Origin of the sequence: Idiomarina sp. ST20R2A10, from assembly GCF_051842345.1 — a bacterium.
Classification (GTDB): Bacteria; Pseudomonadota; Gammaproteobacteria; order Enterobacterales; family Alteromonadaceae; genus Idiomarina; species Idiomarina loihiensis.
On sequence record NZ_JBNIEY010000010.1, the window covers coordinates 70952 to 96508 of the forward strand.

General features: G+C 48.6%; 26 protein-coding genes. 10 read left to right on the top strand and 16 right to left on the bottom strand.

Annotated elements, in window-relative coordinates; translation table 11 throughout:
• Positions 1–18 precede the first annotated feature (18 nt).
• On the top strand, positions 19–270 hold the full coding sequence (locus ACP7H9_RS12355) for a hypothetical protein (protein ID WP_011235762.1): 252 nt from the start codon (positions 19–21) through the stop codon (positions 268–270).
• A 7-nt stretch (positions 271–277) separates the two neighbouring features.
• Positions 278–1384 (top strand): threonine aldolase family protein, encoded by a 1107-nt coding sequence (locus ACP7H9_RS12360; RefSeq protein WP_034822902.1) that lies wholly within the window; start codon positions 278–280, stop codon positions 1382–1384.
• A gap of 4 nt (positions 1385–1388) precedes the next feature.
• Here the strand turns inward: ACP7H9_RS12360 and ACP7H9_RS12365 are convergent, their stop codons facing one another.
• Complete coding sequence (locus ACP7H9_RS12365) at positions 1389–1808, bottom strand: DUF6746 family protein (RefSeq protein WP_034822904.1); 420 nt, start codon at positions 1806–1808, stop codon at positions 1389–1391.
• A 115-nt stretch (positions 1809–1923) separates the two neighbouring features.
• On the opposite strand from ACP7H9_RS12365, the gene ACP7H9_RS12370 reads away from it, so the two are divergent.
• Positions 1924–3756, top strand: a complete 1833-nt coding sequence (locus tag ACP7H9_RS12370; RefSeq protein WP_034822906.1) for an ABC transporter ATP-binding protein — start codon at positions 1924–1926, stop codon at positions 3754–3756.
• On the opposite strand, the gene ACP7H9_RS12375 is transcribed toward ACP7H9_RS12370, so the two are convergent.
• Together ACP7H9_RS12375 and ACP7H9_RS12380 are read right to left on the bottom strand one after the other, a co-directional pair.
• A complete protein-coding gene (locus ACP7H9_RS12375; RefSeq protein WP_034822907.1) occupies positions 3753–4577 on the bottom strand; it encodes a mechanosensitive ion channel family protein in 825 nt (274 codons plus the stop codon). The genes ACP7H9_RS12370 and ACP7H9_RS12375 overlap by 4 nt on opposite strands.
• A gap of 11 nt (positions 4578–4588) precedes the next feature.
• The gene (locus ACP7H9_RS12380; protein ID WP_034822908.1) at positions 4589–5593 is read right to left on the bottom strand and encodes a hypothetical protein; all 1005 of its coding nucleotides are present in this window, start codon (positions 5591–5593) and stop codon (positions 4589–4591) included.
• 224 nt (positions 5594–5817) lie between these two features.
• Between ACP7H9_RS12380 and ACP7H9_RS12385 the strand changes: the two genes are divergently transcribed.
• Positions 5818–6291, top strand: coding sequence for an Hsp20 family protein (locus ACP7H9_RS12385; RefSeq protein WP_011235768.1), 474 nt, complete (start codon positions 5818–5820; stop codon positions 6289–6291).
• Positions 6292–6318: 27 nt separating this feature from the next.
• Here the strand turns inward: ACP7H9_RS12385 and ACP7H9_RS12390 are convergent, their stop codons facing one another.
• From ACP7H9_RS12390 to recQ, 3 genes are read right to left on the bottom strand one after another with little or no spacing between them, the layout of a single operon-like run.
• Positions 6319–9111 (bottom strand): EAL domain-containing protein, encoded by a 2793-nt coding sequence (locus ACP7H9_RS12390; protein WP_034822909.1) that lies wholly within the window; start codon positions 9109–9111, stop codon positions 6319–6321.
• Positions 9104–9364: a DUF3630 family protein gene (locus tag ACP7H9_RS12395; RefSeq protein WP_034822910.1), complete on the bottom strand. Its 261-nt coding sequence runs from the start codon at positions 9362–9364 to the stop codon at positions 9104–9106. The genes ACP7H9_RS12390 and ACP7H9_RS12395 overlap by 8 nt, the downstream gene beginning before the upstream one ends.
• Positions 9365–9373: 9 nt before the next feature.
• Positions 9374–11218 (bottom strand): DNA helicase RecQ, encoded by a 1845-nt coding sequence (gene recQ / locus ACP7H9_RS12400; RefSeq protein WP_034822911.1) that lies wholly within the window; start codon positions 11216–11218, stop codon positions 9374–9376.
• A 60-nt stretch (positions 11219–11278) separates the two neighbouring features.
• Between recQ and ACP7H9_RS12405 the strand changes: the two genes are divergently transcribed.
• Positions 11279–11743: a thioesterase family protein gene (locus tag ACP7H9_RS12405; RefSeq protein ID WP_011235772.1), complete on the top strand. Its 465-nt coding sequence runs from the start codon at positions 11279–11281 to the stop codon at positions 11741–11743.
• Positions 11744–11769: 26 nt separating this feature from the next.
• On the top strand, positions 11770–12705 hold the full coding sequence (gene rarD / locus ACP7H9_RS12410) for an EamA family transporter RarD (RefSeq protein ID WP_034822912.1): 936 nt from the start codon (positions 11770–11772) through the stop codon (positions 12703–12705).
• Here the strand turns inward: rarD and ACP7H9_RS12415 are convergent.
• The 8 genes from ACP7H9_RS12415 to lptM all read right to left on the bottom strand — a co-directional run bounded on the left by ACP7H9_RS12415 (position 12682) and on the right by lptM (position 20001).
• Entirely contained in the window at positions 12682–13104 is a 423-nt protein-coding gene (locus ACP7H9_RS12415) for an OsmC family protein (RefSeq protein ID WP_011235774.1), read from the bottom strand. The genes rarD and ACP7H9_RS12415 overlap by 24 nt on opposite strands.
• Before the next feature lie 75 nt (positions 13105–13179).
• On the bottom strand, positions 13180–15351 hold the full coding sequence (uvrD, locus tag ACP7H9_RS12420; protein WP_034822914.1) for a DNA helicase II: 2172 nt from the start codon (positions 15349–15351) through the stop codon (positions 13180–13182).
• 97 nt (positions 15352–15448) lie between these two features.
• Positions 15449–16159 carry an HAD-IA family hydrolase gene (locus ACP7H9_RS12425; protein WP_034822916.1) on the bottom strand — a complete coding sequence of 237 codons (711 nt, stop codon included), beginning with the start codon at positions 16157–16159 and terminating at the stop codon, positions 15449–15451.
• A 25-nt stretch (positions 16160–16184) separates the two neighbouring features.
• On the bottom strand, positions 16185–17087 hold the full coding sequence (locus ACP7H9_RS12430) for a tyrosine recombinase XerC (RefSeq protein WP_011235777.1): 903 nt from the start codon (positions 17085–17087) through the stop codon (positions 16185–16187).
• Positions 17074–17769, bottom strand: coding sequence for a DUF484 family protein (locus ACP7H9_RS12435; RefSeq protein ID WP_011235778.1), 696 nt, complete (start codon positions 17767–17769; stop codon positions 17074–17076). Before ACP7H9_RS12435 ends, ACP7H9_RS12430 begins: the two co-directional genes overlap by 14 nt.
• Positions 17766–18593 (bottom strand): diaminopimelate epimerase, encoded by an 828-nt coding sequence (gene dapF / locus ACP7H9_RS12440; RefSeq protein ID WP_034822918.1) that lies wholly within the window; start codon positions 18591–18593, stop codon positions 17766–17768. Before dapF ends, ACP7H9_RS12435 begins: the two co-directional genes overlap by 4 nt.
• Positions 18594–18595: 2 nt before the next feature.
• Positions 18596–19858, bottom strand: a complete 1263-nt coding sequence (lysA, locus tag ACP7H9_RS12445; RefSeq protein ID WP_034822921.1) for a diaminopimelate decarboxylase — start codon at positions 19856–19858, stop codon at positions 18596–18598.
• Positions 19855–20001, bottom strand: coding sequence for an LPS translocon maturation chaperone LptM (gene lptM, locus ACP7H9_RS12450; RefSeq protein WP_011235781.1), 147 nt, complete (start codon positions 19999–20001; stop codon positions 19855–19857). Before lptM ends, lysA begins: the two co-directional genes overlap by 4 nt.
• A gap of 92 nt (positions 20002–20093) precedes the next feature.
• Here lptM and hemC point away from each other — a divergent pair, with 92 nt between their 5' ends.
• Genes hemC through ACP7H9_RS12470 form a run of 4 tightly spaced genes read left to right on the top strand, consistent with a single transcriptional unit; the run spans position 20094 to position 24051 of the window.
• Complete coding sequence (gene hemC, locus ACP7H9_RS12455) at positions 20094–21035, top strand: hydroxymethylbilane synthase (protein WP_011235782.1); 942 nt, start codon at positions 20094–20096, stop codon at positions 21033–21035.
• Positions 21010–21771: a uroporphyrinogen-III synthase gene (locus ACP7H9_RS12460; protein WP_439222851.1), complete on the top strand. Its 762-nt coding sequence runs from the start codon at positions 21010–21012 to the stop codon at positions 21769–21771. The genes hemC and ACP7H9_RS12460 overlap by 26 nt, the downstream gene beginning before the upstream one ends.
• Positions 21764–22891 carry a uroporphyrinogen-III C-methyltransferase gene (locus tag ACP7H9_RS12465; RefSeq protein WP_439222852.1) on the top strand — a complete coding sequence of 376 codons (1128 nt, stop codon included), beginning with the start codon at positions 21764–21766 and terminating at the stop codon, positions 22889–22891. Before ACP7H9_RS12460 ends, ACP7H9_RS12465 begins: the two co-directional genes overlap by 8 nt.
• Complete coding sequence (locus ACP7H9_RS12470) at positions 22888–24051, top strand: heme biosynthesis HemY N-terminal domain-containing protein (RefSeq protein WP_439222853.1); 1164 nt, start codon at positions 22888–22890, stop codon at positions 24049–24051. The genes ACP7H9_RS12465 and ACP7H9_RS12470 overlap by 4 nt, the downstream gene beginning before the upstream one ends.
• Before the next feature lie 19 nt (positions 24052–24070).
• On the opposite strand, the gene ACP7H9_RS12475 is transcribed toward ACP7H9_RS12470, so the two are convergent.
• Positions 24071–24652 (bottom strand): YceI family protein, encoded by a 582-nt coding sequence (locus tag ACP7H9_RS12475; RefSeq protein ID WP_439222854.1) that lies wholly within the window; start codon positions 24650–24652, stop codon positions 24071–24073.
• Entirely contained in the window at positions 24652–25203 is a 552-nt protein-coding gene (locus tag ACP7H9_RS12480) for a cytochrome b (RefSeq protein ID WP_011235787.1), read from the bottom strand. Before ACP7H9_RS12480 ends, ACP7H9_RS12475 begins: the two co-directional genes overlap by 1 nt.
• Positions 25204–25557: the final 354 nt, after the last annotated feature.

The following is a 25557-nucleotide window of genomic DNA, read 5'->3' on the forward strand; positions in this document are numbered from 1 at the left end:
ATTATAACCGAAGAGTTTATGGCGAAACCGAACAAGAAAGGGCCGGTACGCACCGTGCAGATTTCTTGTCTGCAGTGCAAAACGCCCATATTCAAATACAGAAAAGGTGGCAAAGGCGCTTTGGTAAAATGCTTTATTGAGCGGATTGTTGAAGACCACACGACCACACCATGTCACTGCCCGGGATGTGGGCAGGAGTTTGCGCGCGAAACCATGATACGCGGCACCCCTGCTTACAAAATTATTGGCGGTAAAGTCCATTCAAAATAGGTGCAGCATGTCAGTCTCAATTAGTGAAAAAACCAAACAGGCTTACCAACACGCCGCTGAACAAGCCAGCGCGTCGCTTTTTCGGCAACCGCAGAACTCAATGGCCGATGAACTGAGGCTGCTTGCGGAACAACTGCAACCGAATGAGAAAAGAGACGTTTATGGCAGCGGCGCGCTTATTAATGACTTTGAAGAAGAAGTGGCAGAGTTATTAGGCAAACCCGCAGCGCTGTTTCTGCCAACCGGTACTCTGGCACAGCCTTTGGCTTTGCGCGTGCATGCCGATGAGCGCCAGCGCAACGGCGTGGCATTGCACCCAACCTCGCATTTAATGCTGCACGAACACATGGGGTTTGAAGCTTTATGGAAGCTCAACGGCACTACCACAGGTTTTGCCGATAACCCCATAACACTTAACGACCTTAAGTCGGTGCAAACGGATGATTTAGCGAGCGTACTACTGGAACTGCCCATGCGCGAAATTGGCGGGCAACTGCCGAATTGGGATGACTTAGTCATGCAGTCAGAGTGGGCGCGACAACACAATATTGCTATGCATCTGGACGGTGCGCGCTTATGGCAAGTGCCAGCAGCGTATGGTTGCTCACTGCCTGAAGTCTGTGAGTTATTTGACTCGGTTTATGTCAGTTTTTATAAAGACTTAGGCGGTATTTCAGGAGCGATACTTGCGGGCTCAGAGGGCTTTATTGAGCAAGCGAAAATCTGGGCTCGCCGCGCTGGGGGTAATATTATTACGCAATATCCGCAAGTACTGTCTGCCCGCCACGGCCTGAAGGAAAACCTGCCAATTATGCCGGAAGCCGTAAATTACGCCCGCGCACTAGGAGAGGCGCTGAGCACGCTAGATGGCGTACGAGTTAATCCAGAAACACCGCAAGTAGCCATGTTTCATCTTCATTTTGCTTTAAAAGCCAATGAACTCAGTGAAAAAATAACGGATTATGCCAGCAATACCGGGGTCGTATTATTACCACTGCCAAGAGCTGAAATAAACGACGAAGCTATTTGCGAAGTTTCAATTGGCAGAAACGCCATGTCGCAGCCACAAAGCTTTTGGCTACGACACTTTAAGGCGTTTTTGGAAACACTCTAAGTTATTAATGCTGCTTTTTTCGGTCGCCCTTATGGTGTTTGCGGTGCTCGCCCAACACATGGTTCAGCGTGTCTAAGTAGCTTTTACCAAAGCCTTTAACACGCTGTTTATTCATTTGCTCAGAGCCCAGATGAACTTCTTCCAGTGAGTTCGCTGCAATGTCCAGCTCTTTGCTTAAACGCGCCAGCGCCACTTCCAGTGTGTACGTCAGTTCATGAACTTTAGCCATGTCCTGAGAGGTTAAATCACCCTTCACAATTTCCTGTAGTTTCGCGTTATACTCGTTCAGGTTCATAATAGCCTGTTCCAGATTCTCGGCTGGCTCTGGTTTAAAATGTTCGTATCGCTGCTCATCGTCGTCGGCCATGGCCGCTACGTTAAAAAGCAGTGCCGCGCCTGCGGCCATCATGGACAAAAGTTTCATAAAAACCTCATTTTTTGTTAATAGTTATCATTATTGTTCGTGTGTCCGTTTTTTACAAGATGAACGGCGGTGAACCTGATATCCTTTAGCTTGATGTATCTCAAGGAGTGAAGCAATGTTTTCCTGGTTTGAGCGCCGATTAAACCCTTTTCCTACGGAGGAACCCACTCAGGCTCCTACCGGATTTTTTGCATTCTGCTGGCATTTCACCAAAGGGGCGACCCCTTTTATTGCGGTAACCGCGCTGCTTATGGCCGCTATTGCCATTGCCGAAGTCTGGTTATTTGGCTTTTTAGGGCAAATTGTTGACTGGCTGTCAGCACAGGACAAAGAAACCTTATTAAACGATCAGTTCTGGCCATTGCTTGGAATGAGCGCGATGGTTTTAATCGGTCTTCCCTTACTGGTCTGGTTTCATTCTATGCTAACCCACCAGACGTTGCTGGGTAACTTCCCCATGCGCATTCGCTGGCTGGGGCACCGCTACCTGATGAAACAGTCCATGAGTTACTATCAGGACGAGTTTGCTGGCCGGGTTGCCACCAAATTAATGCAAACCTCGCTCGCGCTGCGGCAGTGCATCATGACCTTTATTGAGGTTGTGAACTACGTCGCGGTCTACTTCCTGGGGATGTTTGTCATTATTGGTAGTGCCGACTGGCGAATGATGCTGCCGCTGGCTTGCTGGCTTATTCTGTACGCTCTGTTGTTACGCTTCTTTGTGCCTAAACTGGGTAAAATATCAGCTGAACAGGCCGACGCCCGCTCTAATATGACCGGACGCATTGTCGACTCCTATACCAACATTCAAACCGTTAAGTTGTTTTCACACTCGCTGCGCGAGGCTGAGTTTGCGCACGAGGGTATGGACACCTTTTTGGGGACAGTGCATAAGCAAATGCGCCTGGTTACCCAGCTTTACGGCTTTCTCTACTTTATAAACTGCGCACTGTTGTTCGGCTCTGCCGCCACCGCCATTGTGCTGTGGATGGATAATGCTGTGACTTTAGGCGCTGTTGCTGTCGTTATTGGTCTGGTTCTGCGCTTGTTTGGTATGTCGCAAATGGTCATGTGGCAAATGTCGACTCTGTTTGAAAGCATTGGTACCGTTCAGGACGGTATTGGCTCAATTGCGGTACCACAGCGCATTGTCGATGAACCCAATGCGCCCGCTTTGAATGTGACTTCCGGCGACATTAATTTTGACCATGTTCGCTTCCATTATGGCAAAGGTCATGGCGTTATGGATGACTTTAATCTGCACATTAAACCGGGCGAAAAAGTCGGTATTGTCGGACGCTCAGGTGCAGGTAAGTCCACGCTGGTGAATTTGTTGTTACGTTTCTACGACGTTGAGGGCGGTGAAGTTCGTATTGATGATAAGCCCATTCATAAAGTGCAGCAGGACAGTTTGCGCGCGAACATTGGCATGGTGACTCAGGACACCTCTTTGCTGCATCGCTCAGTACGCGACAATATTTTGTACGGGCGCCCCGATGCCAGTGAAGAGGACTTAATGAAGGCAATACGACAGGCGCATTGCGAGGAGTTTATTGCGGACTTAAGCGACAGCAAAGGTCGTACGGGTCTGGATGCCCATGTCGGCGAGCGCGGCGTGAAACTCTCAGGTGGTCAGCGCCAGCGAATTGCTATTGCCCGTGTCATGTTAAAAGATGCGCCCATTCTGATTCTGGACGAAGCAACCTCAGCGCTGGATTCGGAAGTAGAAAACGCCATTCAGGAAAACCTGTATAAACTCATGCAGGGTAAAACGGTTATTGCTATTGCCCACCGCTTATCCACTATTGCAGCTATGGACAAGCTGGTAGTAATGGATCAGGGGGAAATTATTGAGCAGGGCAGCCACGAACAGCTGCTTGCTCAGGATGGACTCTACGCCAAATTGTGGCGCCACCAGTCCGGTGGCTTTTTAGCAGAAGAAGCTTAATGAGTGAGCTCGTACGCTTCGTCCGACTCAACCTTGGCGAAGCGTACGCCCAGTTCCATTAGCCGTTTTTTGCCCCGGGCTGTCATGTCAGTAATAAACTGAAACTGCTGTCGGGGGTCTATCGGGTAGGCTTTTAAGCGATACTTTGTGCCCCAGGGTTGTTCTGCTGCAGTAACCGCTATTGGCTTACCCAGTTGCAGATAAGGGCTGGTCAACGCTACTTCTTCCAGCGCGTCGCGAATTTGATAGGCGTCGGCTTCCGGCTGAGTATAAAACTCAGCAATGCACATTAAGCTGGGACCACCGTTATTGGCATTATGGATGAGGTTATCCCAAAGCTTTAAGTGCGGTACCCAGATGACCGTGTCGTCGCTGGTCACTAATTCAACGGTTCGCATACCAATGTGTGTCACTTCACCATAGGTTCCGTCTACCTCTATCCAGTCGCCGGGACGGTAAGGCATCTCATGAACGGCAACCACCCCGGCAATTAAGCTACTTACATAATCTTTTAACGCAAAGCCTATCGCCAAACCGGCGGCGCCCAGGGTCGCCACCATGTTTTGCATTGTTGGCTCAATAATACGCGGAATGATCATCACCAGGGCAATAACCAGAACCAGTATGCGGATCATTGGCACTAATGCCAAAACGTACAACCGCCTTTTGCCATGCAGATTTGAAGCAATCCAAGGTAGTATCCTCTGGATAACCCAAACCACCGCCAACGCAACGGTAATAATGACCGCGATTTCGAAAAGGGCAAAGCCATCCAGCGACTTGAAGAGTCCGACCACGTCGTTTAATGAACCTGTTTCCATAACTCTCTCCCTTAAAACCTATCTAGCCAGAAACCACGGGCAGTCAGCAAATCCCGGACTACGGGGTAACCGCGAGCGGTAACATACCAACAGTCTTGTTCCAGCTCAATTAAGCTGCGTTGACGCAAAATTTGTAACTGAATTTCAATCTGGCTTTTGGAAATAATAGGCAAAACTTTAACCAAATCCGTTTTGCTTAATCCCCGATGAAGCAGCAGTGCATAGCAAACAAAGGCCGTTGCATCGATAATATCGGAGGGTAAAACCGGGGTTTCAAAAGCGTCCTCGCTGCTGCGCTGGTAACGATCGGAGTATGCCGCTGCTATACCGGCATTTCCGCGGCTGAGAGCGGCTAAAGCCCGTAAACGGCCATCTCCGCGAGCCAGCCCCAGTTGCTCAAGGGCGTTTTGATCCAGCCCCTGCAATGTCCATAACTGATTTACCGGCACCGGCCAGACTTTTTCCAGAAAAGCCCAGGCCCAGCTGTCACAGACAATAACGCCTTTACCCGCTTCACCGGACAGTACCTGAGAGAAGAATTCCCGCACCCAGCGCAAACCATTGGTTTGGCGGAGAAAACCATGAGCCAATTGCGGCATCACCCAGGGTCCGGTTTTATCAGTTTCGGTCGGAAATTCCGGCAAAGAATCCTCATCAGGATCGCAAAGCGACATTCTGTCGGGTAAACACAACTCAGTTATTTCGTGTTTTTTCACCCATTTTTGAACTGCTTCAGTAACACCTGAATGAGGCGGCGCTATAATCCAGCGTAAGCTGTTATCTTCGTCGTCTTCCAACCACTCAGAAAAACACTGCTCCAAAGCATCTGCTGCGTCATCAAAACTGAGCTCAAGCGCCTCAGGCTGATCCTCTTCAACTTCTTGTTCCGGGTCAGGTGTTACCCAGCGAATTATTTTTTGCCACCATTTTTTTACCTTAATGACGGTAGGAACGGCTGGCTTTTTATATTCATCAACAGTAACCCATTGCCATGTTTTTTCTGGCTCTTCGGCCATCCTGAGAATCCTTTTCACAAATAAATAAAGTATTGCTTAGCCCCGATAATAGAGTGCCTTGAAGCAGAGTCCAATGAAAATTTTGCAACCCGACTCTTGAAACCAAATTGAGCAGTACACATATAGAAGTTAAGGCAGGTGTCTCTGAGAGAGCCGCCTTAACCGACACATGGTGTGTCACTTAATTAAACATTTTAAAGTTATTGCTTCAAAGGAGAATGACTATGGCAACTATCGACTTAAGCCCTCTATATCGTAGCAGTGTAGGTTTTGACCGCATGGCATCTTTGCTGGATTCGGCACTACGCTCAGATACTGGTGCAACCGGATATCCTCCCTACAACATTGAACTGGTAGCAGAAAACCAGTACGCCGTTACACTGGCGGTTGCAGGTTTTGAAGAGGATGATCTGGAAATTGAAGTAGAGAACGGCGTACTTCGTGTGACCGGCAAAAAAGCCGAAGAAAACGAAAAACGCGAATATCTGCACCGCGGCATTGCAAACCGTGCCTTCGAACGTAAGTTCAGCCTGGCTGAGCACATTGAAGTCACCGGCGCAGCCTTAAAGAACGGTCTGTTAACGGTCGGCCTGGTGAAGAATATTCCTGAAGCCAAGAAACCGAAACGTATCGACATTAGCAGTTCAACTAAAGACCTGCTGCAAGATCGTTCCAAAAGTAAGGAAAGTGCTGCTTAAACTTAAGCACTGGATGAGGGGCGGCAATTAGCCGCCCTGTTTTTCCTGACGTTGCCACTCTACTGGGTGCCCACAGACGAACCCCTGGATATAGTCTACGCCCAGCTGAGTGAGCTTAATACGTGCTTCATCACTTTCCACACCTACTGCACATACCTCAATATCGAGAACCTTAGCAATGCGCACACAGCTGGCGACCAGCTCCGCATCAACCGCATCTACCAGCATGTCCTGCACCCAAAACCTGTTAACCTTAATTTGCGTTAACGGTAATTGCCGCATAAGCCGGAACGAATTAAAGCCGGTACCAAACTGATCTAAAGCAGTACCAATACCTAAGTCCTTAAGCTCTCTGAACAGACGGTAAGTTTCATCAAAATACTCATTGGCATCAGGTTCTGCCACCTCAAAGACCAACTGCTCCGGCTGTAATATAGAATGCTTCAGGATTTGCTCTATAAAGCGAATAAAGTCGACATCTTCGAGGCTTTGCGCGGACAAATTAATATGACAGCGCCAGGTGCGATTAGCTTCAAAGGGTTGTTCATTAAAATGCTCAATAACTTCCCTGACCAGCCAGCGGTCAGCTTTACCCATAACGCCTGCATTAAGAGCGGCTCGTAAAAACTGCTGCGGAGCAATAGCCTCGTCACTCTCGTTACCCGGCAGTCGCAATAACAACTCGAAGCAATGCTTATCTTCGCTTTTTGCGGCACTGACCAGTGGCTGCGCAAACAACTGCCAGTTTTCTTCCCGCAGTGCTTTCTTCAGACGCGCTTCCCACTCTTCCTCAGCTTGCCCAATTAAACGTATCTGATCGGCTTCGCTATGCGTGTGTACTCTGTAGTCACCCTGCTGCATTGCCAGTTGCACGGCTTCACGAGCCTGGCGCATGACGGTGCTGGCGGCCAGGCTTTCGCCAAGACTGTAGGCAATACCGGCGTGACCTGTCAGCTGAAAAATACGTTTTTCACTACTAAAACGAAACTCTCTGCAGACTTGCAGTAAACGATGTGCCTGAGCAAAAGCCGCTTGTTCATCCTCGTTCGTCAGCAACGCAATTTCTGTTTCACTTATGCGTGCGACACGCGCGCTTTCAGGTGCTTTTTGCTGTAAGGATAATGTCAGCTGTAGTATGGCCTGATCACGACCATCAGCGCCGGCTTGATCCGCAATAACCTGCAAACCATTAAGACGAATAATGGTAACGCTGGTTGTCTTTTTTCTATCCAGACGGGATTGCAGCAGGCGCCGAAACTCGCGCACATTTAATAAGCCCGTTACGGCGTCGTGATGTGCCAAAAAGTTAAGATGAACTTCTGCTTCCATACGTTTAGTGACATCGGCCATACGCCCCGTATTGTCAGGAAACAATTCAATATCGAGCCACACTTTACGACCATCAAGCCGCTCAATAGAAACCAGTTGGCGCTGCCCTTCAATGCTAAAACCTTTTGGCCAGTGCATCTGAATTTGTTTCAGGGAATGAGCGGCCAGAATTTTTATCATTTGCCGGTTAACCTGTTTAATACTGCCGTCGGGGTTAACTCTGAACCAACCTTCTCCGGTTCGTTTTAAAATACGCCATAAACGCCGCCTTAAAATTTTGCGGTTACGTTTTAAATTACTAATACGCTGTACCAGGCGACTAAATCGGTAACGCTCAAGCGCCAGCAAAAACATAGTTGTGACTAACGTCAGGCCGCTGTACAACAATAACCCGGAAAGCCCTTCCCATATTGGGTTATAGCGCGGTGAAACCAGCAGCCAGGCGGATATAATGGTCAGAACCATCAATACCGTTTGCCATTTATGACCCGCCACAGGTTGCTTCTGCAGGCTACGGCCAATAACCACTCCGCCCCAGAGCAATAACGCATTAATTTGCCAGGATACAGAAGCCAACCGCCAGGGCTCCGACAGCCACGGCAACAAAATGGTCAACGCAATTGCCACCATCATTACTGCATAACCAATACGGTTGAAACGGGAGAACTTGAAGCGAAAACGCGACCATTCCCATATAAACCAACTAAGAGCCAGGATCAGGAGCTGGCTGATATACACCTTCAGCTCCGCAGCAATGTCCGGCGAGTATGGTGTGAAGTAAGTAATCCAGATACCACTGTGTGATAAAAGTGCGAGGGTAAAGGTTAATGTCAGACCGCCAAAGGAAATTAACAGGCGGCTACCGAACAACCGCGCTGAAACTGCCGCAGCTAAAGCCAACAGAATTAGAATACCGGCGTTAACCCCCAAAGCTGTTTGTTGCTGCTGCAGGCGCAGTTGTAGGTCGCCTGGCTGCCACAGACCTATAGACGGCATTTGTTCCGGCCATTGCTGCACCGACACAGCCAACCAGACAATTTTGTTAGCGGGTAAGGTTACCGGCAGAATTTGCTCATGAGATAAATAATTTCGCTGTAATAGCGGGGTGGAAAACCGACTGATGTTACTGCTTTCTATTTGCCCATTTTTATCCAGTAAATAAACCCCAACTTGTTCCAGGTAAGGGTCGGCGAAATGCAGGTGAAGAGTAAGCGGCGCGTTACTTCGATTAAACAAAGGAACCACGCCCCAGACATTGGGTCGTTCACCTGCGTAGTTATGATCCTGTAACTCCTCAGGGCTTAACCAGCGCTGCGGTTCATTAATAGCAATGCTCTCAACTTGCAGGTTGGCATTGACCACCCGGTAATTGAAGTGTTCATTCAACATTAAGCGCGAGCTTTGCGGGGAAACGGTTAGAGGATCCTGAGCAAAAGCCGGTGGTATCAGAGTTAACGCTAACAGTAGTGCAGCAAACAAGTAGTTAAACATAACCATGCTCCACCAGGCGTGCTTTTACTGTCGCTTCAGGTTCTTCCAGAGCCTGTAACCAGACGGCATCACAAATTTCCGAGTAGAACAGCAGCCAGTGCCGCTGGTTAATACTCAAACGCCAGCAAAACTGGTCTGCTGCCCATTCTTTTTCACGGACCGTAGCACCAATGCGCTCACAAAGTTCGTTTACCCAAAGCTCATGGTCAGCTTCCGGCGGTGTACTTTTTAGCGTAATGATGTTGTCTTCCATTATTATTCTTTACCCATTAAATAATTCTCGCTCGCTGGCACCGGACAAGAACGCTTCCACAGCCTGCATAAACTCATTGCCATAACGTGCCAGTTTAACTTCTCCAACACCATTGATGTCTAACATATCTTTGGCTGTTGTGGGGTAGTGTACGCACATTTCCACCAGTGCCGCATCACTGAACACCACAAAAGGCGGCACCTGATCACGGTCAGCAATGTCTTTACGTAACTTGCGTAAACGCCGGAACAAAATTTTATTATAGTCACCCCGATCAGTAATTCGGGTTTTGGTTGCGGTTAATTCTATTCGCGGCTTAGCCAGTTCCAGCGGCACTTCGCCTTTTAAAACAGGACGTGCGGCGTCAGTCAGTTGCAACGCCGCAAAACGCCGAATGTCCTGCAGAATAAGCCCCCGGTGAATGAGCTGTCGTAATACCGAAAACCAGTGCTCCTGGGTTTCCGATTTGCCTAAGCCGTACGTGCTCAACTGGTCGTGTCCCAGCTCGAGAACACGCTGGGCTTTTGAACCACGCAAAACCTCAACTACATGGTTAATACCAAACTGCTGACCGACTCGGTACACACAGCTCAGTGCCTTTTGGGCATCTTCCAGACCATCGTAGCGCTGGGGCGGGTCCAGACACAAATCGCAGTTTCCACACTCTTTATCCGAGTATTCATTAAAATAATTCAACACCACCAGCCGCCGGCAGGTCTGCGCTTCTGCCATAGCCTGCATAGCTGAAAACTTTTGCGCCTCGACCAAGCGCCGCTGCTCATTCTCCTGATCTTCTATCATGCGTCGTATCCACTGCGCGTCACGTGGGTCATAAAGCATGACGGCCTCTGCTGGAAGGCCATCGCGCCCGGCACGCCCGGTTTCCTGATAGTAAGACTCAACACTACGGGGAATATCAAAATGAATAACAAAACGAATGTTGGGCTTATTAATACCCATACCAAAGGCCACCGTCGCAACAACAACGTCTATGTCGTCACGCAGAAACTGGCGCAGGGTACTTTCCTTTATCTGGTGCTCAATACCGGCGTGGTAGGGTGCAGCACGCACCCCGGCTTGCTGCAGACTTTCCGACAGCTCTTCAGTTTTTTTGCGACTGCCGCAATAAATAATACCGGCGGCGCCTTTTTGCTTTTTAACGTAGTCACGAACCTGCTTCAGTGGCTTGTACTTTTCCTGCACTACGTAACGAATATTGGGCCGGTCGAACGAGCTGCGGTGCACCAAGGGTTCGCGCAGACACAGCCGTTCAATAATATCGTGCTGGGTGGCAGAGTCTGCGGTTGCCGTTAATGCCATAAAAGGCACATTGGGCAGGTAATTACGCAGTACTCCAAGTTTGCCGTATTCAGGCCGGAAGTCATGTCCCCATTGGCTGATACAGTGGGCTTCATCCACCGCAATAAAATTCAGCTTTAAGGTTTGCAGGCGTTCAATAAAGGTTGGTTGTAAAACCCGCTCTGGACTTACATAAAGCAGCTTAATGTCACCGCTCTGAAGCCCTTGCATGGTTGCCATAGATTCTTGCGATGACACCCCGGAATGCAGCGTCGCCGCTGAAATATCCAGAGCTTTAAGTGCCTCGACCTGATCCTGCATTAACGACAGTAACGGCGAAATAACCAGGGTAAGGCCGTCACCACAAATAGCCGGCAACTGGTAGCACAGCGACTTACCGCCGCCGGTTGGCATCAGCACCAGAGAGTCACGCCCCTGCATAGCGGCCTGCATAATATCCTGCTGGCCATCACGAAACTGATGATAGCCAAAGATAGATTCAAGCTGCTGTTTAAGCGGATCAAATTGTGCTTTTTCGGCGGTACTGCTGTGCATGGTTATATTGACTTCCCGAGTAACATGCTCTTATTGTAAGCGTCCTGTCCGCTAATCACCATGCCGAAAATGAATACACAAACAATACTGACAAAAGTTTCCGAGTTTATGAACACTCAGGTTCCGTTCCAGGCACTGCTTGGCCTGGAAATTACGGAGTTTAACCCTGCGCGTGGTGAAATTCGATTTAAATGGCAGGAACAACTTATGGGTAATGTGCCACAGCGTATGCTGCACGGCGGGGTTACCGCAACAGCCCTGGACACCGCCGGAGGACTGGTCGCTATTGCCGGCATGGTCGACAGACTGGAGTCTCCTACTGAAGCTTATTTAATGGAGCGTCTGAGCCGTTGTGGTACTATTGACCTTCGGGTTGATTATCTTCGTCCGGGACGCGGTACCGAGTTCATAGCCAGCGCAACCATTATCCGCTCAGGTAATAAAGTAGCGGTGGCACGGATGGAGTTGCACAACGAAGAAGGCACGCACATAGCGTTCGGAACCGGGACTTATCTGGTCGGCTAACGCTGATAAAAAAGGATTCTATCGACATGTCCGATGACGCTGTTCGGGCGCGGCAAGGCGTTTTTTTCGCACTTGCAGCCTATACTTTTTGGGGCATAGCACCGGTTTACTTCAAGCTGGTGAAACAAGTACCTGCGCTAGAAATACTCTCCCATAGAATTATCTGGGCATTTTTGATGGTGTTTGTACTAATAGTTGCCATGAAGCGACTGGACCGCATTCGCCCTATTCTGAAAAGCCGCAAATTAGTACTACGCTTAACCCTGGCAACCTGCCTGCTGGGTGGTAACTGGTTTTTATTTATTTGGGCCGTCAACAGTAACCACATGTTAGATGCCAGCCTCGGCTACTACATTAACCCATTATTGAATGTGGCTATCGGAATGGTGTTTTTTGCCGAACGTATGCGCCGCTTGCAGTTAGTTGCCATTGGTATGGCCGTGGTGGGCGTTACCATCCAAATTGTTACCTTTGGCTCGGTACCCTGGGTGGCTCTGGCTTTAGCCTCTAGTTTTGCCATTTACGGCGCCATTCGCAAACGTCTGCCGGTCGATTCTATTAGCGGACTTTGGCTTGAAACTGCGATTCTATTCCCGGTAATGCTTATTTATCTGTTTGTGTTTGCCGAATCAGCCAGTAGTGATTTAACCGCTAACCCGTGGACGTTAAACCTGTTGCTCGTTGCCGCCGGGCTGGTCACAACCATTCCACTACTGTGTTTTACCTCAGCAGCACAGCGCCTGCGTTATGCGACACTGGGTTTTTTCCAGTATATAGCTCCAACATTAATGTTTGCTTTGGCGGTAGTGGTTTACGGTGAGCCTTTAGAAGAAAGTAAGCTGGTCACTTTCATTATTATCTGGAGTGCGCTGGCACTGTACAGTTTCGATTCTATTATACAGCGCCAGCGTGATCGTAAAGCGAAGAAGAAGTTAGCTTCAGCTGAGGCTGGCATCCATTGAGATTTCAGCCTTCAGCACTTTGCTGACAGGACAGCCTTCTTTCGCTTTTTCAGCCAGTTTCTGGAATTTGTCTTCGTCAATATCCGGAATACTGGCTTTCACCTTCAGATGAATTTTAGCGATACTGAAGCCGTCACCATCTTCTTCTAACGACACTTCGGCTTTAGCATCAATACTGTCCGGCTCATAGCCAGATTCACCCAGCATTAACGAAAACGCCATGGCATAACAGCCTGCGTGCGCCGCACCCAGAAGTTCTTCCGGGTTGGTGCCTTTGCCTTCTTCAAAGCGGCTCTTAAATGAGTATTGGGTACTGTCTAAAACACCGCTTTGCGTTGAAACAACGCCTGAACCTTCTTTTATACTACCTTTCCACTGTGCATTTGCAGAGCGTTTCATAAAATGCCTCCGACATTGTATGTATGTACCTTAAAGGTAGTCGAAGAATGCGGTTTTTGATCACCTCTTTACACTTTAGAAAACCGGATCCAGTCGTGCATAAGCAACAACCAGCCACTTGCTGCCGACATTGTCGAAGTTAATCTGAATTCTGGATTGCGGACCGGTACCTTCATAATTCAGCACCGTACCCTCGCCAAACTTAGGGTGACGTACCCGCTGGCCTAATGAATACCCCGTTTGCTCAAAGCTTTCGTGGCTGGCTGCGTTATTGAATCGGCCATAACTGGCGGGCTTTTCTACCCGGGTTTGCAGCCGCACTTCATGCAAAGTATCCGCCGGTATTTCACTGATAAAGCGACTAACTTTATGAAACAACTCCTGACCGTAAATACGGCGCTGCTCTGCATAAGTAAGCACTAACTTTTCCATTGCGCGAGTCATACCGACGTAGCAAAGGCGGCGCTCTTCTTCCAGCCTTCCGGGCTCATCCATGGACTGCTGAGACGGGAACAGGCCTTCTTCCACACCGGTCATAAACACTAAAGGAAATTCCAGACCTTTAGCACTGTGCAGTGTCATGAGCTGTACGGCATCCTGATATTCATCGGCCTGCTCTTCGCCAGCTTCAAGCGAGGCGTGTGCCAGAAACGCATTCAGCGGTGTCATGTCTTCTTCGGCATCATCCAGAGTGAAGTTTTCACAGGCAGTCACCAGCTCTTTTAAGTTTTCGACCCGGGTTTCCGCTTTTTCGCCTTTTTCGGCCTCGTACATGGCCATCAGACCGCTTTTCTTAATGACTTCGTCACTCAGGCGGCCTAATGAAAACTCTTCGGTTTCGTCGTCTAAGTTCTCGATAAAATCCAGAAACGAACCCACCGCGTTACGCGCACGCCCGGCCAACTGCTTTTCATTGACCATATATTTTGCCGCCTGCCATAAAGACTCTTCACGTTCTCGGGCAGCCTGGCGGATCATATCCATAGTACGGTTACCAATGCCCCGCGTCGGCGTATTGATCACCCGCTCGATAGCGGCGTCATCGTCGCGGTTGCCGAGAATTCGCAAGTACGCTAGTGCGTCTTTTATTTCCTGGCGGTCGAAGAAACGCAAGCCGCCATAAATACGATACGGCACGCGTGCATGCAATAAAGCTTCCTCTAAAATGCGTGATTGTGCGTTACTTCGGTACAAAATAGCAGAATCTTGCAGTGAACCGCCTTGATCGCGCCATTCTTCAATTCGCGCCACAATATAACGGGCTTCGTCCATTTCATTGAAGCCCGCATACAGGCTGATTGGCTCGCCGTCGTTACCGTCGGTCCACAAATCTTTACCCAGACGCCCCGAGTTATTCGAGATAACCGAGTTTGCGGCGCGCAAAATGGTGCTTGTAGAGCGATAGTTTTGCTCCAGCCGAATGGTTTCAGAACCTTCAAAATCCGATAAAAACTGGTGAATATTCTCGACTTTAGCACCGCGCCAGCCATAAATGGACTGGTCATCGTCACCAACAATGGTCACGCTGTTCTGACTGCCCGCTAATAAACGGATCCAGGCGTACTGAATGGAGTTGGTGTCCTGAAACTCGTCGACCAGAATATGGCGGAAGCGGTTTTGATAATGCTCGCGGACAATGCGGTTATTCCGCAGTAACTCGTGCGCGCGCAGCAGCAATTCGGCAAAATCCACCAGGCCGGCTCGGTCACAGCTTTCCTGATACAAAGTGTAGATTTCTTTTAAGGTTTGCTCCGTAGGGTCGTAGGTTTCAATGTGCTGCGGGCGCAGACCTTCGTCTTTTTTACCATTGATGTACCACTGCGCCTGCTTTGCCGGCCAGCGTTTGTCATCCAGGTTTAAGCTTTTAATTAAACGCTTAATGAGCCGTTGCTGATCGTCGCTGTCAATTATCTGAAAGTTTTGCGGCAGACCAACGTCCATATAATGCGCACGCAATAAGCGATGCGCCAGACCATGGAAGGTACCAATCCACATACCACGTACCGAGCTGCCTACCAGTTGCTCAACCCGTCCGCGCATTTCGGCTGCCGCTTTATTGGTAAAGGTAACAGCCAGAATACTAAAGGGCGAATACTGCCGCTCCTGAATAAGCCAGGCAATGCGGTGCACCAGAACACGGGTTTTACCACTACCGGCTCCGGCCAGAACCAGCATGTGACCGTCGGTTGCAGATACGGCCTGCTGCTGTCGTTCGTTTAAATCTGCCAGAAGCGGGTGTGTACTCATTAGCGGTCACCTAAATCATTATTGAGAACTGTATTACGTTATGCCGTCAGTGTAATAGTGCATCACTGTATAAGCAACCAGTAGTTGTTCGCCGGCTTTAATCCAATAAAAGCCGTTGTAGCTGATTCAGGTTATGCAAAGTAACGGTTGGCAACACCGATAAGTGCGCAGTGGTTCCCAGCCCCGAGGTTAGCCAGGCCGACTGCCAACCATGACGCTGCGCGCCAAGAATATCGGAATATGGATGATCTCCCACATGTAAGAACTCATGCGGTTGCAACTCAGGTAACTTTCGTTCAGCGGCGGCGAACATATCGGGCAGGGGTTTGCCGCGAATGCCGTCTCCGGGCTGAATCACCAGCTCGAAGTACTTAGCCAGACCAATTTTATCCGCATTAACATTGCCATTACTCAGCGCAATTAATTTGTAACGCTGCGACAGAGCCTCCAATAATTTTATACTGTCTTGTGGCACTTCAAAGTTACTGCGCTCGGACAGAAACACATCCATAATGGTATTCGCGGCCCTTGCCGAATCATCAACACCGAACTTCTCTAACCCCAGCTCCAGGGTCTTCAGGCGCAGTTTGGTCATATCGCTGGCAAGAGTTTCGTCGGTACGGCTGACTTCATCACGGAAGCGGCGCCAGTGGTGCATGTCCCACTCAGCAGTTTGCGGGTATTGTTCCGCAATATAGCTGTGAGCGACTTCTTCCGTACGCTGCATAACCGGCACGTTGTCATAAAGCGTGTCGTCTAAATCAAAACTGATAACTTTGGGTAAATGCCAGCGGCGGTGGAACTGCATAACGCGTTACTCTTATTTGATAAAGTTAAGTCGATTTTTTCCGGGCGCGCGGGTGGGCGCTGTCATAAACACTGGCTAAACGTTTAAAGTCCAGATGAGTATACACCTGAGTTGTGGATAAGTTAGCGTGTCCAAGCATTTCCTGCACAGCGCGCAAATCACCACTGGATTCCAGCATATGAGAGGCAAACGAATGCCGTAACTTATGCGGGTGCAAGTCACCCACCACACCTTGTTGTTTGCCCCAGTAATTCAGCCGCTGCTGCACAGTACGGGGGCTAATACGCTGTAGCCGTTTGCTCACAAAGAGCGCCAGCTCAGGCTTTTGATTTAACCAGGCCTGACGCACTGACAACCATTTTTTTAAGGCTTTTTCAGCACAACGGCCAAAGGGCACAATGCGTGTTTTGCTGCCTTTACCGGTCACCCGTAATTGCATCATACGGTGGTCAATGTGGTCTAGATCAAGACTCACCAGCTCCGCCAGACGAATACCACTGGCATAGAGCAGCTCCATCATGGCGGCATCGCGAATGGCTAAATCATCATCTGTGGGTAAATCCAGTAAATGAGAAATACTATCCACATCGAGGTTTTTGGGTAAGCGTTTGGGAATTTTAGGTGCCGATACTGACATGGCCGGGTTGTCATCCATAGCGTTAGATTCCACCATGAACTGACAGAAAGTGCGCCATGCCGATAGTTTTAAAGCGATACTGCGTTCACCCAGCCCATTGCGCCGCCAACCGACTAAAAGCCGTTCAATAACAGGGACACGCAGCGCTTTAGGTTCCGTTATTTTTTGCAGTTCAAGAGCAGTCAGATCAGCGGCGATAAGGCGCTGGTAATTCTTTAGCGTTAGCTCCGCTAAGCCCCGCTCTCCCTGCAGTTGTTGCATCCATTTTTGCTGCCAGTCATGCAGCTTCATGGTTTTGCAGTAGCCCCGGTAACAATGCGCTGAGCAAGGCCTGTAGCTGATTGATCAGTAACTTGTCCATGGCCGGCTCGAAGTGACTGGCGTTAGTATTACCAACTGCCAGCATCCCCAGTTCGCCATTGTCACCCAGAAGTAGTAACGCCACTGAAGCAATCTCTTCGTCCTGAAACAACAGCTTATGCTCTTGCTCCGTTAAGCGACCAAGATAAATAGAACTTTCATTGAAACGTTTGCTTAGTAGCTTTTTGTGAGTGTCGGAAGCAAAGCTGTATTGCTCGCCTAAATCCACCGGGCTGTCGAAAAACTTCAAGGACAAGGCCGGCATTTCCAGCTCATTCTCAAAGGTGTTTTGCAGTTCATCCAGAACCTGACTCAGGCTCTGACAGCGCAACAGACTGACGTATAAGTTGCTGTAAGCCGAGAAAATAGCTTCATTGCGGCGCGCGTTTATCATCAGCTCGGTAATTTCTTCTTCCAGCTGCTGTACGCGCAAACGCAGCTTTTGCTGCTGCCGTTCAATTAACGAGACGGCGCCTTTTTCACTGTGTTGAAACTGTAACTGAGCCAGTAAGTCATCGTTTCTCGTGAAAAAATCAGGGTTCTCTTGTAAGTATTCTCTTATAAGGCTGTCGTCTAAACGTTCATTTGCAATCATTTTCGATTCGCTACTCATAACACCATTTGTCCATCGTAAACTAATTCTGCGGGGCCGGTCATTTTTACAGGCTGCCCCTGCTGCCAACGGATAATTAAGTCCCCGCCGGGCAAGCTGACTTTTACTCGCTCATTTAATAAGCCTTGCTGAATGCCGGCTACAGCTGCCGCACAGGCACCACTACCACAGGCCATGGTTTCACCTACGCCACGCTCAAACACGCGCAGTTTAATTTCGTCAGCCGATACTTTCTGCATAAAACCTACATTCACGCTTTCCGGAAAACGCTCATGCGCTGCCAGAGCCGCTCCCAGAGTTTCCACGGGCGCCGTGTCGACGTTATCCACGGCAATAACACAATGTGGATTGCCTAACCCCAGAACACCACAAAGAACCGTTTCTTCTTTTACTCTTAAAACATAGGTCTGTTCTGCTTTTTGCGCTTTAAAAGGCACCGCCGCCGGTTCGAATAAGGGTTCGCCCATATCCACCGTCACCTGACCGTCTTTCTCTAAGTGCAGAACCATTTTTCCGGCCTTGGTACTGACTTTAAGGCGATTCTTATTGCTTAAGTTTTTAGCTTTTACAAACTTCGCAAAGCAGCGGGCACCATTACCACATTGAGCAACTTCGCTGCCATCGGCATTAAAAATGCGGTAGTGAAAATCCAAATCAGGGTCATAGGGCGGCTCAACTAACAGCATCTGATCAAAGCCAATGCCCGTGTGCCGGTCTGCCCAGCGACGTATTTGGTCTGGGTTCACATATAAATTCTGAGTGACGTTATCCACCACCATAAAGTCGTTGCCGAGCCCGTGCATTTTTGAAAAATGTAATAACATTTTTATTGGCCTTCCTGGTGTAACAAGTGCTCGCCCCGGACGAGATCGTTAAAGCTTTCACGTTCGCGGATCAGTGTAGCATTATCACCTGAGACCAAAACCTCGGGCGGGCGGCCACGACTGTTATAGTTAGACGCCATAGTAAAACCATAGGCACCGGCATGTTTAATGGCCAGTACGTCGCCCTGTTGCACATTTAAATGCCGTGCGTGTCCGAAAAAGTCGCCGGTTTCACACACCGGGCCGACAATATCATTCAACTGGTCGCCGCCGCGCTTATTTTCGTGCGCGGGTAAAATGTCGTGCCAGGCCTGGTACAAAGACGGACGTATTAAATCGTTCATGCCGGCGTCAACCAACACAAAGTTCTTATCTTCTGAGGGTTTAATGTATTCCACTGTGGTCAGCAAAACACCCGCGTCTGCGGTAATAGCACGACCGGGTTCCAGTACCAAAGTAATTTGCGGGTAATTCTCGGCTAACTTAACCAGTTCCTTTAAATAAAAGGACTTATCCAATGGCTCTTCCGGCTGATACGCCACACCAAAACCGCCACCTAAATCCAGGTGTGTCAGCTGGATACCGTCTTTTTCCAGTTCCGAAACCAGGTTAAACATGCGCTGCGCGGCATCGAGGAAAGGCTCAGCTGTCATTATTTGTGAGCCGATATGGCAGTCCGCACCAATTAAATTAATATTAGGTAGGCTATGCGCCTTCAGAAAAACCGGCTTGGCCAGTGACATGCTAATGCCAAACTTGTTGGCTTTCATGCCTGTGGCAATGTACGGATGCGTTTTGGCATCGACGTCAGGATTTACCCGTATGGAAACCGACGCCTGTTTGTCCATGGTGGCAGCAATGTCCTGAATGCGCTCAAGCTCCGCCTCAGACTCTACATTAAAGCAGCCGATGTCCGCTTCCAGCGCCATAATAATTTCGTCTTTGGATTTAGCCACACCGGAAAAGACCACATCTTCGGCCTTGCCGCCGGCCATTAATACACGCTGAAGCTCGCCACCGGAGACAATATCGAAGCCAGCGCCATGCTCAGCCAGTAACTGCAGAATAGCTAAGTTGCTATTGGCTTTTACTGCATAACACAGCTTATGAGGCGCAGGCCAGTATTGCTGAAACTCACGCCAGTTTTTTAGAATCTGACCTTTGGAATAAACATACAAAGGCGAACTAAAACGTTCAATAAGACTCTCGACGTCGCAGTTTTCAATATGAAACTGGCCATTTTTATAGTCAATTAATTCGCTCATTTGGTGTCTTCCGCCGGCGGCTCTGCAGGTGTATTTTGCTCTGGCATAGGCTCAGGCGTTAGTGGTCCTTTCTGACCACAACCGACTAAAGTCATTAAAATGGCTGATAGCACCAGCGTCTTGATTACAATTCGACTAAACATCGCTAAACTATAGGTATTCCGTTTGGGTTTCTATGATGCCTATCATCGCACCAGATACCTAAAAAGTCATTAATCGTCGTAAAGGAAAACGAATGACCCAACGCGTTAGAATTGCAACACGCAAAAGCAAGCTGGCTTTATGGCAGGCTGAACACATTCAACAACGCCTTGAAGAGCTGCATCCGGGCCTGTCGGTAGAGCTGGTTCCTATGTCTACCAAGGGCGATGTCATTCTGGATACTCCGCTGGCAAAAATTGGCGGTAAAGGCTTGTTCGTGAAAGAACTGGAAGTGGCGATGCTGGAAGGTCGTGCTGATATTGCCGTACACAGCATGAAAGACTTACCGGTTGAGTTCCCGCCGGGGCTGGAGCTTCATACCATTTGCGAACGCGAAGATCCGCGCGATGCTTTTGTATCCAACAACTACAAAAACCTTAATGAGCTGCCGGAAGGTGCAGTAGTCGGAACCTGTAGTTTACGTCGCCGCTGCCAGGTAAAAGAGCAGTTTCCACATTTAGTCATAAAAGATTTACGCGGCAACGTTCAAACACGTTTACGCAAACTGGATGAGGGTGAATTTGATGCCATTATCCTGGCGGCATCGGGTCTCATTCGACTGGAGCTGGGAGACCGCATTACCTCCTTTATTCCGGTGGAGCAGTCATTACCGGCTAATGGACAAGGCGCACTGGGTATTGAGTGCCGCAGCGATGACGACGAAATGAAAGCCTTACTTGCACCGCTGCAATGTCAGGAAACCCGTACCCGGGTGTTAGCTGAACGGGCAATGAACCGCGGGCTGGATGGCGGCTGTCAGGTGCCTATTGGTGCTTATGCAGAGCTGGAAGGTGATGAAGTCTATTTACGCGGCCTGGTTGGTGAACCTGATGGCGGAAAAGTGCTTCGTGATGAAGTGCGCGGCCCGGCGTCTAAAGCCGAAGAGTTAGGTTCAGAGCTTGCTGAGCGGTTACTTAAACAAGGTGCAGCTGAAATTCTGAGCGCAGTCTATGACAGTGAATCCAGTCACTCATAAAGCGGTTTTACTGCTGCGTCCGGGCAAGAGTCCGGACGACTTTACCCAACAGCTGCGCAAAACTGGCAGAGAATGCTTTGTTCACAGTTTTATTGAGATAGAGCCTTTACCTGTGAATAAAGAGCAGTTGGCTCAGCTTAAACAAAAGCATTGGGATGGCATTGTTATTGTTAGTAAAAATGCTGCTCATTATGCCGCTCTGGCCGGTTTCACTGATGTTCCTTCTAAATACTATGCCGTAGGTCCGGGAACCGCTTCTTTTGCGTGCAGCCATTTAAACACAGCTGTTAGTTGCCCGACCTTTATACATCAGTCGGAAGGGTTGCTGGAGTTGTCGGAGTTACAAAAACTGCAGCAACAGAATTGGTTGATTATTCGCGGAGAAGGCGGTCGTGAATTATTGGCGGATGCCATACGAGCTCGCGGAGCTTCTGTCGATTACTGGGAAGTGTACCGCCGAAAACAACTCACATTGAACGACCCTGAACTGATTCAGCAGTGGATAAGATCAGTTGGTACTATTGTTGTTACCAGCGCTGAACAACTGGGATACTTTTTGTCGTCTATGCCAAATTCTGCCCGAAGCTGGCTGGACAGCTGTCAGTGGATAGTTCCCAGTCATCGCCTGAAAGGTTTGATTCCTTTCGGACAATCAGACAATATCAAAGTTACAGGCAGTGCAGCGGACGCCATATTAATGAATGCGCTAATAGCGGATGGAAAAACTCATGACTGACGAGAATAAAGTTGAGAACGAAGACGTTCAGAATAATGAACAAAATAGCGAGAAGAGCACAGAAGAAGAAACCATAACCGCCGAGAAAAGTAGCGGGCGTTTCTTCAAACGCTTAGTCTGGCTTATTGTTTTAATCGCTATTGTCGCCGCCGCATACTGGGGCTATACGCGTTTCCCTGGTTTATTTAAGTCAGACTCTGAACAGGTTAGTGAACAGCCGCAGGAAGACCCGGTTGAAACGCGCTTTAAACAACTGGAGCGCTCTGTTGGAAATCTGGAGCAGCAACTACAAAGCACTGTTCAGGCTCGCGAGCTGGATAAGCTGAGTAACACCGATCAGCAGTTAGAGCGCGAGTTAACCAGTTTGCGTCAGAGCCTCGAAGATATTCGTGACGACATGCGCAAAACGCCTGCCGAAAAAGCGGCTTACTGGCGTCTACTGGAAATAAAACAGACCTTATCGGCGGCTGCACGAATGATGTGGAGCCAGGACGACTACAAAGCAGCGCTGCAACTTTTGAAGTTAGCCGACCAGCAGCTGTCGGGTATCGACAGTCGTAACGCAATTCGTACCCGCGAGAAGCTGGCGGGTGATATTGAACGAGTGAATGCCGCAGTTAAAGCAGACAATACTGACCTGGCGCTGCAACTCGTGGGTCTGCAACAACGCGTGTCAGACCTGCCCGACGAAGTAAACAGTAATCAACAGCGCTTAAGTTCTGACACCCAGAATGTCAGTGGTGATGTTAATGACTGGCAAACGAACCTGAGTGCTAACTGGCAGTCCTTCCTTGATAACTTTATCCGCATTCAACCCGTAGACAGCGATCCTAAACCTCTGCTGAGTGCGACCCAGCGCACAGCAATAAACGAACGCATTCAACTACTCTTTACTCTGGCTCAACAGGCGGCTGTAAAGAATAATGATGAATTGTGGCAGAGCTACCTGGACCAATTATCTAAGCTAATTGCGCAGGTAAAAGGCGATGGTGCAGCTTCACAGGATATTATTTCGCGTATTCAGTCACTAGGCCAGGAAGACTTTGAACAGCAGAGTATAGAGCAGCTTGAATCGCTGGACTTCATCGCTCAGGCTATTGAGCAGGGAGATGCCTCATGAAATGGATCATCGCTCTGGTTGTCATCATTATATTGGGGGCCATTATTGGACCACTCGCGTCGGGTAACGCGGGCTATGTTTTAGTTCAGTTTGCCGGAGTAGCGATTGAGACAACCGTAGTCGGCCTGTTTGTCGTTACTATTGTGGCAATTGCCGTACTCAGTGTTGTGGTGTCATTACTGCGCCGGCTGCTTAGCAAAACCCGCCAGGGTCGGAAGTGGTTGGCAAATCGAAGCGAACGTAAAGCTCAGAACATTTTTCAGCAGGGCATACGCGAGCTGCTCGATGACAATCCCGAAAAAGCAACTGAGAGCCTGTCTAAGGCTTACAAAAAATCTCCTGATAACAACATTGCCGCGTTAACTGCAATTGCCGCCTGCCTCAATAAAGACGCCGGAAAGGCAACTTACTGGCACGATGAAGCAGGGGCATTTTATGATAATGCAGATACACTGCTTCAGCTTGTTTCTATTGAACAGTCAGTAAAAAAAGACCCGACAGAAGCGGATAAAGAGATGCGAAGCTTATTAGAAGCTAAGCCACACTCTGCCAATGTACTTAAGTTAGCTTATCGGGTCTTTAAAGCGTCGGGAAACTGGCAGCGACTGAAAGAGCTATTACCTGAGTTGCGCCGTGTAACCGACCTTGCTCCAGCCGAATTTGACCGTCTTGAATATCAAGTCTATTTTGAACGCTTTGTTGCTGAGGGTCGCAAAAGTAACGAGATGCTGTACAACGAATGGCGCAGCCTTCCCAGTAAACAACGTAGCAACGCAACTATCAGGTTAAGTTATGCCGCCGCGTTAAAACATTTAGGTGATTACGAAGTCTCTGCCAGAGTGATTTTAAAAGGATTAAAAAGAGGAGAGTTGCAACCAGCTGCCGTTAACTCTTTGCATTTATTTAATGCGAAATCGGAGAAGTTGCTGGAGTTTGTTCAAGCTCAGTTGAAACAAGATCCGGAAAATAGAGATTACCTCTATGCTCTTGCACAAATCGCTATGGATAATCAGGACTTTTCGTTAGCCCAACGTGCTTTGAAAAAGTTAGCAGAGATTGAACCCAGCAGTCACGTATACCGCTTATTGGGCAATGCTTATCATGCTCTTGGTGATAGTCAGCTAGCTGCTAACGCCTATAAAGAGGCGTTAGCTCACTAGTTAAAGGTTGGCGCTGTAATTATTGACGTATACCTTCAATTGACAGCGTCAGCTCAACTTCTTTAGCCGTTGGGCCTAAGTTATAGTCAATTCCGTAATCGGCCAAGGTTAGGTCTACTTCACCTTCGAAGCCACGACGGAATCCGCCCCATGGATCTTTACCTGCACCAACATGCTCAACTTCGATAGCTATCTCTTTGGTTACACCATTAAGGGTGAATTCACCATACATAGTACCTTCACCTTTATCGTCATCGTCCGGAACATACTTAGTACTTTTGAACGTTGCAGTAGGGTGCTCAGAAACACTCAAGAAGTCATCGCCACGTAAGTGTTTGTCACGCTCAGCGTGGTTAGTATCAACGCTGGAGGTATCGATTGTGACGTTAACAGAGGCATTCTCCGGTGCATTCTCGTCATAGCTAAAGGAGCCTTCGAAATCGTTGAACCGACCATATAACCAACTGTAGCCTAAATGACTAATTTTAAACTCAATAAAGGCGTGTTGACCTTCAGTATCAATTTTAAAGTCTTCAGCTATAGCTGCCGACGTAAATAACGCACTACCCGCTACAGCGGCTGCAATTAATGTCTTTTTCATTATGATTTCCTCTTAGTTTTTCCAAACATTCGAATAAGTGTGCTGTCTCTATTAATAAAATGATGTTTCAGCGCTGCTAACCCATGCCCACCAGCCAGGATCACTAAAGACAACGCTGAATACCAATGTATGTCACCAGCAATATCTTCTTGCTTTGGTAAATCGGTTATTACTGCTGGTACCGAGAACCAGTCAAATACGCTGATAGAACTACCATCTGCTGTTGAAATCAAAAAACCGCTAATCATTACTGTGAATAGCAGTAAATAAAGTAAAAAGTGGCCTGCTTTTGCTCCTAACCGCTCGAACTTGCTACCTAAAGGTTTAGGCTTAGTATTGGTTAAAGTCCAGAACACTCGTAAAACCGTTACAATAAGTAAGGTAATACCAAACGATTTATGCCACCAGGGACCCAGACGATACCACTCGTCGTAGTAGGTCAGAGTTAGCATCCACCAGCCTAAAGCAAATAAACCAAATATTATTAAGGCCGACAGCCAGTGAATTAATACTGCTGTCAAACCGTATTTATCTGATGTGTTTTTCCACATAAAGTTTTCCTGATTTGTCTAAGTTTTATATTAGTTCATATTTATAGAATGAAAATACGTATTATTAGTAGATTAACATCTAATTAATAGAATGTAGTAGCCTGATGCTCTTGCATCAGGTGGGGTGGTTGGGGTGGACGCTCGGGATAGAGTAATCGAAAGGCCGGTTGGTGAGCTGGGTACCGGGGTAAATGCGCTGCGGCTTCAGCTTTAAAAGGAGTTAAGGAGTACAGCCTCAGGGATCTCACCTGACGTGAACGTCAGGCTACCCAGCAGGCATAAAAAAAGCCCCCAGCGTGAGCTGAGGGCTTCTTAGAATAAAAGTCTGGCGGTGACCTACTCTCGCATGGGGAG